Source organism: Dietzia cinnamea NBRC 102147, assembly GCF_001571065.1.
Taxonomy (GTDB): Bacteria; Actinomycetota; Actinomycetes; order Mycobacteriales; family Mycobacteriaceae; genus Dietzia; species Dietzia cinnamea.
Genome location: NZ_BCSW01000065.1, coordinates 1 through 13679 on the forward strand (window position 1 = coordinate 1; position 13679 = coordinate 13679).

13 protein-coding genes are annotated in these 13679 nt (G+C 71.1%); 7 read left to right on the forward strand and 6 right to left on the reverse strand.

Going from position 1 to position 13679, the window contains the following annotated elements; translation table 11 throughout:
- Positions 1 to 381, reverse strand: a 381-nt coding sequence (locus DCI01S_RS14625) for a biotin/lipoyl-containing protein (protein ID WP_305791169.1), incomplete at its 3' end; no start/stop codon positions are given.
- Positions 382 to 698: 317 nt separating this feature from the next.
- Here DCI01S_RS14625 and DCI01S_RS14630 point away from each other — a divergent pair.
- The gene (locus DCI01S_RS14630; RefSeq protein ID WP_007632918.1) at positions 699 to 1064 is read left to right on the forward strand and encodes a hypothetical protein; all 366 of its coding nucleotides are present in this window, start codon (positions 699 to 701) and stop codon (positions 1062 to 1064) included.
- A 23-nt stretch (positions 1065 to 1087) separates the two neighbouring features.
- On the opposite strand, the gene DCI01S_RS14635 is transcribed toward DCI01S_RS14630, so the two are convergent.
- The gene (locus DCI01S_RS14635; RefSeq protein WP_082767850.1) at positions 1088 to 2602 is read right to left on the reverse strand and encodes a leucyl aminopeptidase; all 1515 of its coding nucleotides are present in this window, start codon (positions 2600 to 2602) and stop codon (positions 1088 to 1090) included.
- Positions 2603 to 2744: 142 nt separating this feature from the next.
- Here DCI01S_RS14635 and gcvT point away from each other — a divergent pair, with 142 nt between their 5' ends.
- A complete protein-coding gene (gene gcvT, locus DCI01S_RS14640) occupies positions 2745 to 3857 on the forward strand; it encodes a glycine cleavage system aminomethyltransferase GcvT (protein ID WP_061229909.1) in 1113 nt (370 codons plus the stop codon).
- Positions 3858 to 3889: 32 nt separating this feature from the next.
- Positions 3890 to 4990 (forward strand): branched-chain amino acid aminotransferase, encoded by a 1101-nt coding sequence (locus DCI01S_RS14645; protein WP_061229910.1) that lies wholly within the window; start codon positions 3890 to 3892, stop codon positions 4988 to 4990.
- A gap of 19 nt (positions 4991 to 5009) precedes the next feature.
- Here DCI01S_RS14645 and DCI01S_RS14650 read toward each other — a convergent pair whose 3' ends face one another.
- From DCI01S_RS14650 to DCI01S_RS14660, 3 genes are read right to left on the reverse strand one after another with little or no spacing between them, the layout of a single operon-like run.
- The gene (locus DCI01S_RS14650; RefSeq protein ID WP_061229911.1) at positions 5010 to 5801 is read right to left on the reverse strand and encodes an adenosylcobinamide-GDP ribazoletransferase; all 792 of its coding nucleotides are present in this window, start codon (positions 5799 to 5801) and stop codon (positions 5010 to 5012) included.
- Between the two features lie 6 nt (positions 5802 to 5807).
- Positions 5808 to 7532, reverse strand: a complete 1725-nt coding sequence (gene cobT, locus DCI01S_RS14655) for a nicotinate-nucleotide--dimethylbenzimidazole phosphoribosyltransferase (RefSeq protein WP_061229912.1) — start codon at positions 7530 to 7532, stop codon at positions 5808 to 5810.
- A gap of 34 nt (positions 7533 to 7566) precedes the next feature.
- The gene (locus tag DCI01S_RS14660; RefSeq protein WP_007632905.1) at positions 7567 to 8250 is read right to left on the reverse strand and encodes a DUF3043 domain-containing protein; all 684 of its coding nucleotides are present in this window, start codon (positions 8248 to 8250) and stop codon (positions 7567 to 7569) included.
- A 165-nt stretch (positions 8251 to 8415) separates the two neighbouring features.
- Here DCI01S_RS14660 and DCI01S_RS14665 point away from each other — a divergent pair, with 165 nt between their 5' ends.
- Together DCI01S_RS14665 and DCI01S_RS14670 are read left to right on the forward strand one after the other, a co-directional pair.
- Positions 8416 to 8763, forward strand: a complete 348-nt coding sequence (locus DCI01S_RS14665) for a HesB/IscA family protein (protein ID WP_007632903.1) — start codon at positions 8416 to 8418, stop codon at positions 8761 to 8763.
- A gap of 73 nt (positions 8764 to 8836) precedes the next feature.
- Positions 8837 to 9814: a carbohydrate kinase family protein gene (locus DCI01S_RS14670; RefSeq protein WP_061229913.1), complete on the forward strand. Its 978-nt coding sequence runs from the start codon at positions 8837 to 8839 to the stop codon at positions 9812 to 9814.
- Between the two features lie 34 nt (positions 9815 to 9848).
- Here the strand turns inward: DCI01S_RS14670 and asnB are convergent, their stop codons facing one another.
- Positions 9849 to 11774, reverse strand: a complete 1926-nt coding sequence (gene asnB / locus DCI01S_RS14675) for an asparagine synthase (glutamine-hydrolyzing) (protein ID WP_061229914.1) — start codon at positions 11772 to 11774, stop codon at positions 9849 to 9851.
- 227 nt (positions 11775 to 12001) lie between these two features.
- Between asnB and ctaC the strand changes: the two genes are divergently transcribed.
- Positions 12002 to 13120, forward strand: a complete 1119-nt coding sequence (gene ctaC / locus DCI01S_RS14680; protein WP_061229915.1) for an aa3-type cytochrome oxidase subunit II — start codon at positions 12002 to 12004, stop codon at positions 13118 to 13120.
- A 36-nt stretch (positions 13121 to 13156) separates the two neighbouring features.
- Positions 13157 to 13573 carry a cytochrome c oxidase subunit 4 gene (locus DCI01S_RS14685; RefSeq protein ID WP_061229916.1) on the forward strand — a complete coding sequence of 139 codons (417 nt, stop codon included), beginning with the start codon at positions 13157 to 13159 and terminating at the stop codon, positions 13571 to 13573.
- The last annotated feature ends 106 nt before the right edge of the window (positions 13574 to 13679 follow it).

Genomic DNA, 13679 nt, shown 5'->3' on the forward strand with positions numbered 1-13679 from the left:
GCCGGAGCCGCCGGAAGACTTCTCCGCGGGGGCGGGCTCCTCCGCGGGCGCGTCTTCCTCGTCCGCGGAGTCGTCGGCCTGCTCGGCCTGATCAGCGTCCGCGTCATCGGCGGCGTCGTCGCCCGAGTCATCGGACCCGCCGGAGCCGTCGTCGATGACCGCCAGCTCGCCGCCGATCTCGACGGTCTCGTCCTCCTCGGCGACGATCTTCTGCAGGGTGCCCGCAGCAGGAGAGGGGATCTCGGTGTCGACCTTGTCGGTGGAGACCTCGAGCAATGGCTCGTCGACCTCGACCGTGTCCCCCTCCTTCTTGAGCCAGCGGGTGACGGTCCCTTCGCTGACGGATTCACCGAGAGCCGGCATCTGTACGGAGAAGGCCATGGTGTCGTGACTCCTCGAGAGGTCTAGAAGCGCTGCTCCCCGGCGCGGTCAGCGCCCGCGGTGAGCGGCGTCGTGGGTGGGTCAACTGTCTGTTCGTCGATAGCGCCTCGGACGGACCCGCGGTGGCGACCCGGCCGGACGATCGCCGTCCATTGTGCCCTCTGCCACTGGATGGTGTCGTCGGACGCCCCGATCCGAGCCGAGCCGGACAACGAATTCCCCCGTGGGTGACGCGATCCGCGCTGCTCGCGGCAGATACGATCGATCCGGCGTGACCGGCCCCACCCCGGACGGGGGCCGGCGGGAGGAGGCCGACAGTGGGGATCCGCGACCTGTTCGGGCGTCGTCGGCGGGGGATCGCCGCCGACCCGGCCGACCTCGACCACCTCCGCCGGTGGTGCCGCACGCGGGTGGGCGTCGAGGCCTACCTCGAGCCCGAGACCCTCGTCTCCGTGCCGGGCCTGTGCCTCGTCGCGTTCGACGGTGAGTGGACCCGCCGCCCGGTCGGCGACGTCGCCACCGCCCGCAGGCTCGCCGCGCGGTTGAAGCTGCCGCTCTTCGACGCCTCGATCCAGGGCTACCCGCAACGCATGCGGGACTACGAACAGGTCCGCATCACCCGCGAGAAACGCGAACGCGCCCGCCGGCTGCGCGAACAGATGCGCGAGGCCGACGGGCGCTGACCGGATCCGGCGCACCGGGGCGGTCAGCCCGCCGCGGCGATGTCCTCGAGCACTGCGAGCATCGTGCGGACCGGGACGCCGGTGCCGCCCTTGGGCAGGTAACCCTCCGGACCGCCGTCGTTGTAGGCGGGGCCGGCGACGTCGATGTGCGCCCACTCCACGCCCTCGCCGACGAACTCGCGCAGGAACAGCCCGGCCGAGAGCATGCCGCCCCAGCGGTTGGGGGTGACGTTGGTCATGTCCGCCACCTCGGAGTCGAGTCCGTCGCGCAGCTCCTCCGGCAGCGGCATCGGCCAGCCGCCCTCGCCGACCGACCGGCTCAGCTCGGCGACCCGGTCACGGAACTCGTCGGTGCCCATGACGCCCGGGGTCTTCTTGCCCAGCGCCACCATCTGCGCTCCGGTCAGCGTGGCCGTGTCGATGAGGTACGAGGGGGAGTCCTCGCAGGCCCGGACGATCGCGTCGGCCAGGATGAGCCGGCCCTCGGCGTCGGTGTTCTGCACCTCGACGGTCGTGCCGCCGTACATGGTGAGTACGTCGCCCGGCCGGTAGGCCGTGGCCGACGGCATGTTCTCGGCCATCGGGACGGTCGCCACCACCGTCAGGTCCAGACCCAGGCGCGCGGCGAGGATGACGGTCGCGACCACCGCCGCCGCACCGCCCATGTCCATCGTCATCTGCTCCATGCCGGCGGCCGGCTTGATGGAGATGCCGCCGGTGTCGAAGGTGATGCCCTTGCCCACCAGGGCTACGGTGGGTCGACCCTCGGCGCCCCGGTGGGTGAGCCGCACCATGCGCGGGCCGCGGGAGGAGCCGCCGCCCACGGCGAGGATGCCGCCGTAGCCACCTTCGGTGAGCGCCTCCTCGTCCAGCACCTCGACCTCCAGACCGGCGTCGCGGGCCAGTTCTGCGGCCCGATCGGCGAACGATCCGGGGAACAGCAGGTTGGGCGGGGTGTTGACCAGATCGCGCGCCAGCCCGACACACTCGGCGACGGTGGCGGCGCGGGTCACGGCGTCGGCGCCGCCCTCGGCGACGAACACCTTCAGCGAATCGCTGTTCTCGTCGTCGTCGTCGTTTTTCGAGGTGACCTTGGCCGGGCGGAACGATCCGAGCCCCGCTCCCAGGGCCACCGGCTCCGCGCGCTCGGCGTCCAGCAACACCAGGGCGGACCCGAGTCCGCGGCAGGCCCGCGCGGCGGCGCCGGCCGCGCGGCGCAGGGACTCGTCGGACACCTCGTCGTCGGAGGACCCGAGCCCCACCAGCACCACGGACCCGGCCGACACACCGTCCGGCGCCGGGACACGGGTGGTGGAGGCGACCTTGGTGGACGCGCCCACCGACCGCGCGACCGCGGCGAGCGCCGCGGTGACCCCACCCTCCAGGCCGGGGGCGACGACAACGGGCGCCGCATCCTCTCCGGCCCCGGCATCGGCCGCGATACCGACCACCACGACGTCGGCGTCCACCGGCGTCGTGACCGCCTCGATCGGGGCGAGATCAGGGCTGTGGGTGAGGATCGACTGCGCGGTCGGCATGAAGCGCTCCTGGGGGTCGGCGGGACGTACGGGAAGGGTCGTGATGCCCGGACGACGCGGCGGGACCGCCACGGCGAGGGCACCATAGTCTATCGACTAACGTGGGCAGGCAGCCGGACCGTAGAGCGCGAGGAGTGGCCACATGACAGACACAGGGGACCTTCACGAGGGACCACTGCACTCCCGCCACGTGGAGGCCGGCGCGACCTTCGCCCCGTTCGGCGGCTGGTCGATGCCGGTGCAGTACGCCGGCACCGTCGCCGAACACACCGCCACCCGCACGGCCGTCGGGCTGTTTGACGTCAGCCACCTCGGCAAGGCGCTCGTGACCGGCCCGGGCGCCGCGGAGTTCGTCAACTCGTGCTTCACCAACGACCTCGACCGGATCGCCGCCGGCAGCGCCCAGTACACGCTGTGCTGCGACGAGTCCGGGGGAGTGGTGGACGACCTCATCGCCTACCGGGTCTCCGACTCCGAGATCTTCCTCATCCCCAACGCCGCCAACACCGCCGAGGTGGTCCGGCGGATGCAGGCCGCCGCCGCCGAGCGGGCGCCCGGGGTCACCGTCACCGACGAACACCGTTCCCGCGCCGTGATCGCGGTCCAGGGCCCGCTCGCCGGAGAGGTGCTCGAGGCGGTGGGGCTGCCGACCGACCTCGACTACATGGCGTACGTCGACGCCGGCTGGAACGGACACTCCGTGCGGGTCTGCCGTACCGGGTACACCGGCGAGTACGGATTCGAGGTGCTGCCCGCCTGGGACGAGGCCGGCCCGATCTGGGATGCGCTCGCCGAGCAGGTGCTGTCCCGTGAGGGCGCCCTGTGCGGTCTCGGTGCCCGCGATTCGCTGCGCACGGAGGCCGGCTACCCGCTGCACGGCAACGAACTGTCCGTGGACCTCAGCCCGCTCGAGGCACGCTGCGCCTGGGCCATCGGCTGGGACAAGCCCGCCTTCTGGGGGCGCGAGGAACTGCTGCGTCAGAAGGAGGCCGGCCCCGCCCGCCGGATGTACGCGCTCGAGGTCACCGGACGCGGGATCCCGCGCGCCGGACAGACCGTGCGCGCCGGTGGACGCGACGTGGGCGTCACCAGCTCCGGCACGTTCTCACCGACCCTCAAGACGGGGATCGCGCTCGCGTTCATCGAGCTGGACGCGGGTCTGAAGAAGGGCGACGAGGTCGTCGTCGACGTACGCGGACGAGAGGTACCGTGCCGCCTCGCGGTACCCCCGCTCATCGAGATCCGCACCCGCTGACCCGCCCCCTTCCTCCAGGAACGAGACCCGCCATGCCCGACACGACAGACTTCGACATCCGCCCGTCCGCCTCGCCCAGGACGGCCGACGAGCGCGCCGCCATCCTCGCCGACCCCGGCTTCGGCAAGCACTTCACCGACCACATGGTCACCATCCCGTACGCCGGGGGAGCCTGGGGGACGCCGGTCGTCGAGGCGTACGCGCCCCTCGCGATCGACCCGTCCGCCGTGGTCCTGCACTACGCCCAGACGATCTTCGAGGGCCTCAAGGCCTACCGTCAGGCCGACGACTCCATCGCCTCGTTCCGGCCCGAGCAGAACGCCGCCCGCTTCAACCGCTCCGCGCGGCGCCTGGCCATGCCGCAGCTGCCGGAGGAGCTGTTCATGGAGTCGCTGCGCCAGATCGTGGCGATCGACCGTGAGTGGGTGCCCGCCGCCGGCGGTGAGGAGGCGCTCTACCTGCGGCCGTTCATGATCGCCACCGAGACCGGGCTGGGCGTGCGGCCGGCCGACGAGTACCTCTACTCGGTCATCGCCTCCCCTGCCGGCGCGTACTTCTCCCGCGGTGTCGCCCCCGTGAGCGTCTGGCTGAGCACCGAGTACGTCCGCGCCAGCCCGGGCGGCACCGGCGCCGCCAAGTTCGGCGGCAACTATGCCGCCTCGCTGGCCGCTCAGGAGCAGGCCGCAGCCAAGGGCTGCGACCAGGTGGTGTGGCTGGACGCGATCGAGCGGAAGTACGTCGAGGAGATGGGCGGGATGAACCTGTTCTTCGTCCTGGGCTCCGGGGACTCCGCCGAGATCGTGACCCCCGAGCTGTCGGGCTCACTGCTGCCGGGCGTCACCCGGGACAGCCTGCTCACCCTTGCCCGTCATCTGGGTTACCGCGTCACCGAGCGCAAGGTCTCGGTGGAGGAGTGGGAGACCGGGGTCGCGTCCGGGGAGATCTCCGAGGTGTTCGCCTGTGGCACCGCCGCCGTGATCACCCCGGTCGGCTCCGTGCAGCACGCCGACGGCGGCTACACGGTGGGCGACGGGGGCCCCGGCACCATCACGGTTCGCCTACGCGAGACGCTCACCGGGATCCAGCGCGGATCCGTGGAGGACCCGTTCGGCTGGATGACGCGCCTGGCCTGAGCGCACCCGGCCGGCTCCGTCACGCGAGGAGCACCGCCGCGACGAGAGCCGCGGCGGTGCCGGCCTCGATGGCCGCGCCGAGGACGTCGCCGTTGACGCCACCGAACCGAAGGACGACGTGGCGGCCGAAACCCGCCGTGGCCGCGTAGGCGAGCAGGCCCGCCGCCGCGCCGACCACCGGCGCCCACCAGCGGTCGGCGGGCCACCCACCGTCGGCCGGCCCGGCTCCGGCCAGTCCCGCGCCGGCGACCGCGCACAGCACCGCGGTCATCGCCACGGCGACGCGCGACTGCGAGCCCGCCACCATCGCGCCGAAGCCCGTCGTCGAGGCCGCGGGAACCCCGCGGCGCAGCAGCACCACGGGCAGGCAGCGGGACAGGACGAACGCCGCGACGGGGGCCAGCCACGCTCCCGAGTCGACCAGCGCGCCGAGCGCGGCGACCTCCGCCAGTAGGACGAGGACCAGCACGGCGGCCCCCATCGGCCCCACCGAGCCGGAGCGCATGATCTCGAGCGCACGGTCCGGGCCGGCGTACGAACCCAGCCCGTCGGCGGTGTCGGCCAGGGCGTCGACGTGCATGCCGCGGGTGAGCGCCAGGACGGCCCCCACGCCGACGACCCCGGAGAGCATCGCGCCGGCCCCGAGGGCGTGAGCGCCGTGGGCGAGGGCGGTGGCCGTGGCGCCGCAGACCAGTCCCACGGCGGGGAGCGCCGTCATGGCGCGTCCGGCCGCGGTCGCGTCGGGGACGCCGCCGCGGTCGACGGGGAGGACCGTCATCCACGACAGCGAGAGGCGGACCGCGTCGATCACGAGCCGTCAGTCCCGGCCGCTGACCCCGGCGTCGGCGAAGGTCGCCATCTCCGTGAGGATCGCGACGGCGTTGTGAACGACCGGTAGGGCGGCGACGGCGCCGCTGCCCTCACCCAGTCGCATCGCGTGCTCGAGGATCGGGTCGAGTGACAGGTAGGTCAGCGCCGCCGAGTGGGCGGGTTCGGCACTGCGGTGCCCGGCCGCCCACCACTGACGGCACCCGGGAGCCAGCGCCTCGGCCATGAGGGCGGCCGAGGTGACCACCGAGCCGTCGAGCAGGCACGGCGTCCGGCGGATCGCCGCCTGGGCGAGGAACCCGGCCATCGCCGCGAGATCGGCACCGCCGACCTTCCGCAGCATCGCCACGGGGTCGCGGAGGTCGCCGGACGCACGGTACATGGCGTCGCGGATGGCGGCGGTCTTGCGCATCCATCCCTCGTCGTCGACCCCGGTGCCGCGCCCCACGAGCTCGACGGGCTCGTGGCCGGTGACCAGGCATGTGAGGACGGTCGCCGGGGTGGTGTTGCCGATGCCGAGGTCACCCGCGATGAGCAGGTCCGCCCCGGAGTCGACCTCCTCGTCGGCGATGCGGCGGCCGGCGGCGATCGCGGCCCGCACCTCCTCGGGGCTCAGCGCGTCCTCCCGGTCGATGGAACCGCTGGAGCGGCGGACCTTGTGGTCGTCGAGACCCCCGGGGCGCTCCGCGGACATCGCCATGTCGGCCACCCGGACCGTCGCGCCGGCGGTGCGGGCGAGGACGGACACGGCCGCGCCTCCGGCGACGATGTTGTCGGCCATCTGCAGGGTGACCTCCCGCGGGAACGCGGAGACCCCGTGCTCGGCGACACCGTGGTCACCGGCGAACACCACGACGCGAGCCCGCTCGAGCGGGCGCGGCGGGCACGTGCCCTGGCACGAGGCGATCCAGACGCCCAGCTCCTCGAGGCGTCCGAGGGACGCCGCGGGCTTGGTCAGCGTGAGGTGGCGACCGCGGGCCTCCTCGGCGACGGCGTGGGACGGCGGGTGGACCGGCGGGAAGACGACCGGGTCGTCGTAGTGCGCGACGTCGGAGAGTCCGGGGAAGTCGTGCGAGGCTCCGGTGTGCGCGTCGGTGGGCGCGCTGGCGGGATGCTCGGCCGGGGTGTCGGCGGGCGCGGTCGTCGCCGCGGCCGTAACGACGGGCGTGGTGGCGGCGGGGGTCGGGCGCGCGTCGTCGAGGGGCAGCGCACGCCCGGCGACGACGAGGACCGCCGAGTCGCACACCTGCGCTAGTCGCCGGTTGAGCGAGCCGATCACGTCGGCGAACACCCGGCCGGAGAGGGTGTCCGGGACCACGCCGAGGCCGACCTCGGGGGAGACCAACACGACCGGGCCGGGGTGCTCGGCGACCGCGGCGACGAGCGCGTCCGTCTCGTCGGCGACCGCTGACCCCCCGTCGGTCCACCCGAGAGTGGCGTCCATGCGTCGGGTGAGCCAGCCCCCGACGTCGTCGACGAGGACGGTCGAGTCCGGGTGCTCGGCGAGGACGCGGGTGACCTCGTCGGTCTCCTCGGTGACCCACTCGTCCGGCCTGCGGTCGCGGTGCGCGGCGATGCGGGCGGTCATCTCCGCGTCGTCGGGGTCGCGACGGGCGGTGGCGACGTACACGACGTCGGTACCGGTGGCGGCGGCCACGGACTCGGCGTGGGCGGATTTACCCGAGCGGGTGCCACCGAGGACGAGCAGGCGCATGGGTCAGACCCTTCCGGGGAGCATCGGGGCGGGATCAGATGGCGTCGCCCGGGCGGACCCGGGGACGCGGGGTGCGCAGCATCCGCGGCTGGGTCGCGCGCATGACCGCGTACCAGCCCATGCCGAAACCGGTGTCGTCGGTGTCGGGGAACCGCTCGCGGACCGCCTTGTTGACGGTGCGACCGAGGAGCACGCCGTCGATCACGACGACCGCGATGAGGACGAGGAACAGCGTCTGGCTGAACGCCAGGAGTTCCGGGTTGGGGATGAGCTGGAAGACGATGACGAACAGCGCGAGTGGCATGAACCAGTTGATGAGGCGGCGATGCGTGTCCACCCAGTCGCGGGCGAAGCGCCGGACCTCGCCGCGATCGCGGGACAGGACGTACCGGTCGTCGCCCTCCATCATGAGCTGGCGACGTTCCTCGCGGGCGGCGCGCTCCTCGGCCTTCGCGGCGCGGCGCTCCTCCTTGGTCATGGAGGCCTGCGCGGCCTTGCGACGCTCCTTCGCCTCCTTACGGGTGAGCGGAGCGGTGACCGGCCCCTGGCGCATCCCGCGGGCGCGCTCCTGGTCGCGGCGCCGGGGCGTGGGCTTGCCCTTGCCCGCGGGACGCCGCGGGTCGACGGCGGGCTCGGGCGTCGGCTCCGTCGCCGCCTCGGGGGCGGGGGAGTCCTTGCCGGTCTCGTCGTCTCTGGAGCCGAATGCGCGCAACTTCACGCACTCAAGGCTAGGCGATCCCCGGTTGTGCCGGACATTCACCCGTACGAGGTGGCAGGCGTATCGTGTGGAGGGGAACGGGAGCCGGGGAATAGAGGACTCCCCGGTGGACGTTGGAATCTGCATACGTCCCCGAAGCCCTCTCGGATCGCAAGGAGAACCGACATGACCACTGCGGAGAACACCGCCACCGGCGTACTGCTCACCGAGGCCGCCGCCGCCAAGGCCAAGGCCCTGCTCGATCAGGAGGGGCGCGACGACCTCTCCCTGCGCATCGCCGTCCAGCCCGGTGGCTGCGCGGGCCTGCGCTACCAGCTCTTCTTCGACGACCGTTCGCTCGACGGCGACGTGGTGGACGACTTCGGTGGCGTCAAACTCGCCGTCGACCGCATGAGCGTTCCGTACCTCATGGGTGCCTCGATCGACTTCGTCGACACCATCGAGAAGCAGGGCTTCACGATCGACAACCCCCAGGCCACCGGTTCGTGCGCCTGCGGCGACTCGTTCAACTGACCCCTCGGTCGCGCTGACCGCCTGACGACCCGGACCGATCACGCATCGGTCCGGGTCGTCTACTGTCTGGGGCATGCCCGTCGTCATCACAGGTTCCATCGCCACCGACCACCTCATGACCTTCTCGGGTCGCTTCTCCGAGCAGCTCCTGCCGGACCAGCTCGCGCATGTGTCGCTGAGCTTCCTGGTGGACTCGCTGCAGATCCGGCGCGGGGGCGTCGGTGGCAACATCGCCTTCGCGCTCGGCGTGCTCGGCCGTCGGCCCCATCTGGTGGGCGCTGCGGGTGCGGACTTCGCCGACTACCGCGACTGGCTCGAGCGGCACGGCGTCGACTGCTCGGCGGTCCACATCAGCTCCGCCCTGCACACCGCCCGGTTCGTGTGCACCACCGACTCGGAGATGGCGCAGCTCGCCTCCTTCTACCCCGGTGCGATGGGGGAGGCCGCCACGATCTCGCTGGCCCGCCTGGTCGAGCGGATCGGCCGGCCGGAGATCGTCCTCATCGGTGCCAACGATCCCACCGCCATGAACTCCCACACCGCGGAGTGCCGCGAGCTGGGCCTGGATTTCGCCGCCGATCCCTCCCAGCAGCTCGCCTTCCTCGACGGCGAGGCGGCCGCGGCCCTGGTGGACGGTGCGCGCTACCTGTTCACCAACGAGTACGAGTACGAGCTGCTGCTCAACAAGACCGGCTGGACGGCGGCCCAACTCGACGCCAAGGTCGGCACCCGCGTCACGACCCGCGGTGGCAAGGGAGTGGTGATCGTCGAGCAGGGCGCGGAGCCGATCGAGGTCGGGATCGTGCCGTCGGACAACCTCCTCGACCCGACGGGCGTGGGCGACGCGTTCCGCGCCGGCTTCCTCAGCGGTGTCCTCGACGGATTGTCGCTGGAGCGCTCGGCCCAGTTCGGTGCGCTCATCGCCACGCACGTCCTCGAGACCACCGGCACCCAGGAGTGGACCATCGACCCGGTGGCCGCGCGCCGCCGCCTCACCGACACCTACGGCGACGAGGCGGCCGAGGAGATCTCCTCGCTCCTTCCGGCCTGACCCGCCGCCCGGTCCGCCGTGCCCGTCCCCGGGCTCAGAGGCGGACCGGGTACTCGCGCCGCTCGATGTCGGGGGAGATGCGCCCCTCCACGAAGATGCCGTGCCAGATCATGAAGCACAGCATGGTCCAGATCCGACGGCTGTGGTCGGAGTCGCCGCGACGGTGTTCGTCGAGCATGCGCATCACAGCGTCCTTGTTCACGTACTCGTCCGTGCCGGACGCCGCCACGTGCTCGCGCGCCCAGTCGTGCAGTTCCGGCCCGGCCAGCCAGTGGCGTGTGGGCACGGGGAAGCCGAGCTTGCGGCGGTGCAGCACGTGCGCGGGCACGATCCGCTCGAGCGCCTTGCGCAGGGCGTACTTGGTGGTGCCGTGGGCGATCTTCTCGGTGTACGGCAGCCGCGAGGCGACCTCGTAGACCTCGCGGTCGAGGAACGGCACGCGCAATTCGAGCGAGTTGGCCATGGTGACCTTGTCCGCCTTGACGAGGATGTCGCCGCGCAGCCACGTGAACAGGTCGAGGTGCTGCATGCGCGCGACGGGGTCCCAGCCGCGGGAGCGCTCGTAGATCGGCGCGGTGACGTCCTGGTGGCTCCACTCCGGGCGGTGGTCGCGCAGGACGGAGCGGACCTGCTCCTCGGAGAACGAGCGGGCGTTGCCGTAGTAGCGGTCCTCCAGGGTCATCGACCCGCGGTGCAGGAGGCTCTTGCCCCGGGTGCCCTCGGGGATCAGTTCGCTGGCCCTGCCGAGCGCGCGACGTAGCGCGCCGGGGACCTTCTCGAACGGCGCGAGCGACAGCGGCTCCTTGTAGATGGTGTAGCCGCCGAACAGTTCGTCGGCGCCCTCGCCGGACAGAACGACCTTGACGTGCTTTCGGGCCTCACGGGCGACGAAGTACAGGGGTACCAGGGCGGGGTCAGCGACCGGCTCGTCGAGGTACCAGATGATCTCGGGGATCGCGGCGGCGAACTCCTCGGGAGAGACGACCTTGACGATGTGCTCGACCCCGATCGCGGCCGCGGACTCGGCAGCGACGTCGATCTCGGAATACCCCTCGCGTTCGAATCCGGTGGTGAAGGTGAGGAGGTTCTCGTTGTGGCGTCGGGCCAGCGCGGCGATGGCGGTGGAGTCGATGCCGCCGGACAGGAACGAGCCCACGGTCACGTCGGCGCGCATGTGCTTCGCGACGGAGTCCTCCAGAGCGGCGGCGATCTCGTCGTAGCGCCGCTCGGCGTCGCCATCGGCGACGGGGGCGACGGGGAAGGTGGGTTCGAAGTACCGCTCGATCACCGGCTCACCGCCGGGGGTGAGGGTGGCGTGGCACCCGGACTCGAGTCGCCGGACGCCTCGGGTGAGGGTCTCGTCCTCAGGGACGTACTGGAGGGTGACGTAGTGCTGGAGGGCGCGGGTGTCGAGGGAGGTGTCGACGACGACGAGGTCGATCAGTTCGGTGATGGACTTCTTCTCGCTCGCGAACACGGTTCCCCCGGGCCCGGTCGCCATATACAGGGGCTTGATGCCGAAGGGGTCGCGGGCGACGAAGAGCGACCGCTCGACGGTGTCCCAGATGGCGAAGGCGAACATGCCGCGGAGCCGACGGACCGCGGCGGGGCCCCAGTGGTGGAAGGCGACGATGATCGGTTCGCCGTCGCCCTCGGTCTCGAAGGTGGCTCCGTACTCGCGGCACAGCTCGTCCCGGAGCTCGAGGTAGTTGTAGATCTCGCCGTTGAACACGAGCGCGTAGCGGTCGGGCTGCTCCGGCGGGCCCCAGCGGAGCGGCTGGTGTGAGTGCGAGATGTCGATGATCGACAGGCGGTTGAACCCGAAGGCCATGTCGCCGTCGACCCAGGTGCCGACCTCGTCGGGCCCGCGGTGGCGCTGGCACCCCATGGCGCCGAGCACGCGGGCCTCGTGGGTACGGGCGGAGCCGTCAGGGGTGATCAGACCTAGTAGGCCACACATTCGTCGGGTACCTCGTCCATCGTCGTCGTAGCGTCAGCGGTGACCCGCCTGGGCGGGTCTGGACGCGTTCGAATACTACTGGTCTGTGGGTTCCCACCCGCTCCGGCGCGGGGCGTGGGGGCCTCACGGGTGAATTGCCGGACCCGCGGCTTTCATTCTGAGAGCCGTGGTCTACTCTTCTAAGGTGTCCCGGCCACGTGGCCGGTGCCGCTGATCAGGAAGGCGTGATGGTGGAACAGCGTGACGGGCGTCGTCGGACGCGCAGGGCGACACTCGCGGTGGCTCTCGGTTCATTGGGCTTGCTGTTGTCCGGTTGTAGCCTCCACACCGACAACAAGTGGTGGAACCAGACGATCAACTTCGGATTTCCGACCGGTGTCACCCCCGAGGGCGTCGCGATCCGCGAGTTCTGGACGGGCACCGTCATCACGTCGCTGATCGTCGGGTTCTTCGTGTGGGGCCTGATCTTCTGGTCGATGGCCGCCTACCGCAAGCGGAAGAACGACAACGGCGAGTTCCCGCGGCAGACGGCGTACAACGTGCCGCTTGAGCTGATCTACACGGCCGTGCCGTTCGTGATCATCTCAGTTCTCTTCTACTTCACCGTGGTCACACAGAACAAGGTTCTCGACCTCCGTCCGGAGGAGGAGGTCGGCGTCAAGGTCGACGTCACCGCGTACCAGTGGAACTGGAAGTTCGGTTACAACAAGGTCGACGTGGCCGGCGCGAGCATCGAGGACGGCACCAACGTCGAGGCGCAGCGTGCGGCCGAGGAGGCCGGTGTGCTCTCCGACGAGGCGCGTGAGGCGCTCGGTCATCACGGCGAGCCCGCCGCCGGGGGCCCGATCCACGGCCGTCTCGCCGAGGACAAGTCGTACCTGTACTTCAACAACATCGAGACCGTGGGCACTTCCGACGAGGTCCCGGTCCTGGTCCTGCCGACCGACACGCGTATCGAGTTCCGGCTCGCGTCGGCGGACGTCATCCACTCGTTCTGGATTCCCGAGTTCATCTACAAGCTCGACGTGATGCCGCACCCCGGCAAGAATCAGCAGTTGAGCATGTTCCAGATCGAGGAGATCGAGCGCGAGGGCGCCTTCGTCGGCCGCTGTGCCGAGATGTGCGGCATCTACCACGCGATGATGAACTTCGAGCTGCGCGCGGTCTCCCCGGAGGCGTTCGCCGACTACATCGAGTTCCGCCAGGCCAATCCGACCGCGACCAACGCGGAGGCGCTGGAGTCCATCGGGGAGGAGCCGTACTCGATCTCCACTGCACCGTTCAAGACCGGCCGCAGCGATACCCGCGACCAGAACAACACCATCGAGACCGCGTCAGCTAACTGACGGTTCTCCCGGTATCACGCGAAGGATTTCTGAACGATGAGCGCAACAGTACGAATCTTCGACGCACTGTTTATCTTCCTGGCCTTCCTGGCCATCGCGTACGGGTACCTCACCGGTACGTCGCGGACGGGCGTCGAGTGGGTCGGAACCACGGCCCTCGTGCTCTCGGCCGGCCTGAGCCTGCTGATCGGGGGTTACCTCCGCTTCGTGGCGCGGCGTATCAGCACGCTGCCCGAGGACTACGAGGAGGCTGAGGTCTCCGACGGTGCCGGTGAGCTGGGCTTCTTCAGCCCGCACAGCTTCTGGCCGTTCCTGCTGGCCTTCTCGGTCTTCGTCATCGGCTACGGTGCGGCGTTCTGGAACTGGTGGGTGCTCATCGGTGGCGCCCTCGGCGTGATCTTCTGCGCCTCCGGTCTGGTGTTCGAGTACCACTGGGGTCGCGAGAAGCACTGACCTTCTGATCGTCTTCCGCCGGGGCCCGGCGTCGCTGTCCGCGACGTCGGGCCCCGGCGCTTTTCGTCGCGCGCTGACGGCCGGCGCCGTCTAGAAGGGCGGTGGG

Coding starts and splice junctions, on each gene's coding strand:
- DCI01S_RS14635 (WP_082767850.1), bottom strand. CDS start 2,602: ATGCCGACCGCGCAGTCGATCCTCACCCACAGCCCTGATCTCGCCCCG.
- gcvT (WP_061229909.1), top strand. CDS start 2,745: ATGACAGACACAGGGGACCTTCACGAGGGACCACTGCACTCCCGCCAC.
- DCI01S_RS14645 (WP_061229910.1), top strand. CDS start 3,890: ATGCCCGACACGACAGACTTCGACATCCGCCCGTCCGCCTCGCCCAGG.
- cobT (WP_061229912.1), bottom strand. CDS start 7,532: ATGCGCCTGCTCGTCCTCGGTGGCACCCGCTCGGGTAAATCCGCCCAC.
- DCI01S_RS14665 (WP_007632903.1), top strand. CDS start 8,416: ATGACCACTGCGGAGAACACCGCCACCGGCGTACTGCTCACCGAGGCC.
- DCI01S_RS14670 (WP_061229913.1), top strand. CDS start 8,837: ATGCCCGTCGTCATCACAGGTTCCATCGCCACCGACCACCTCATGACC.
- asnB (WP_061229914.1), bottom strand. CDS start 11,774: ATGTGTGGCCTACTAGGTCTGATCACCCCTGACGGCTCCGCCCGTACC.
- ctaC (WP_061229915.1), top strand. CDS start 12,002: ATGGTGGAACAGCGTGACGGGCGTCGTCGGACGCGCAGGGCGACACTC.
- DCI01S_RS14685 (WP_061229916.1), top strand. CDS start 13,157: ATGAGCGCAACAGTACGAATCTTCGACGCACTGTTTATCTTCCTGGCC.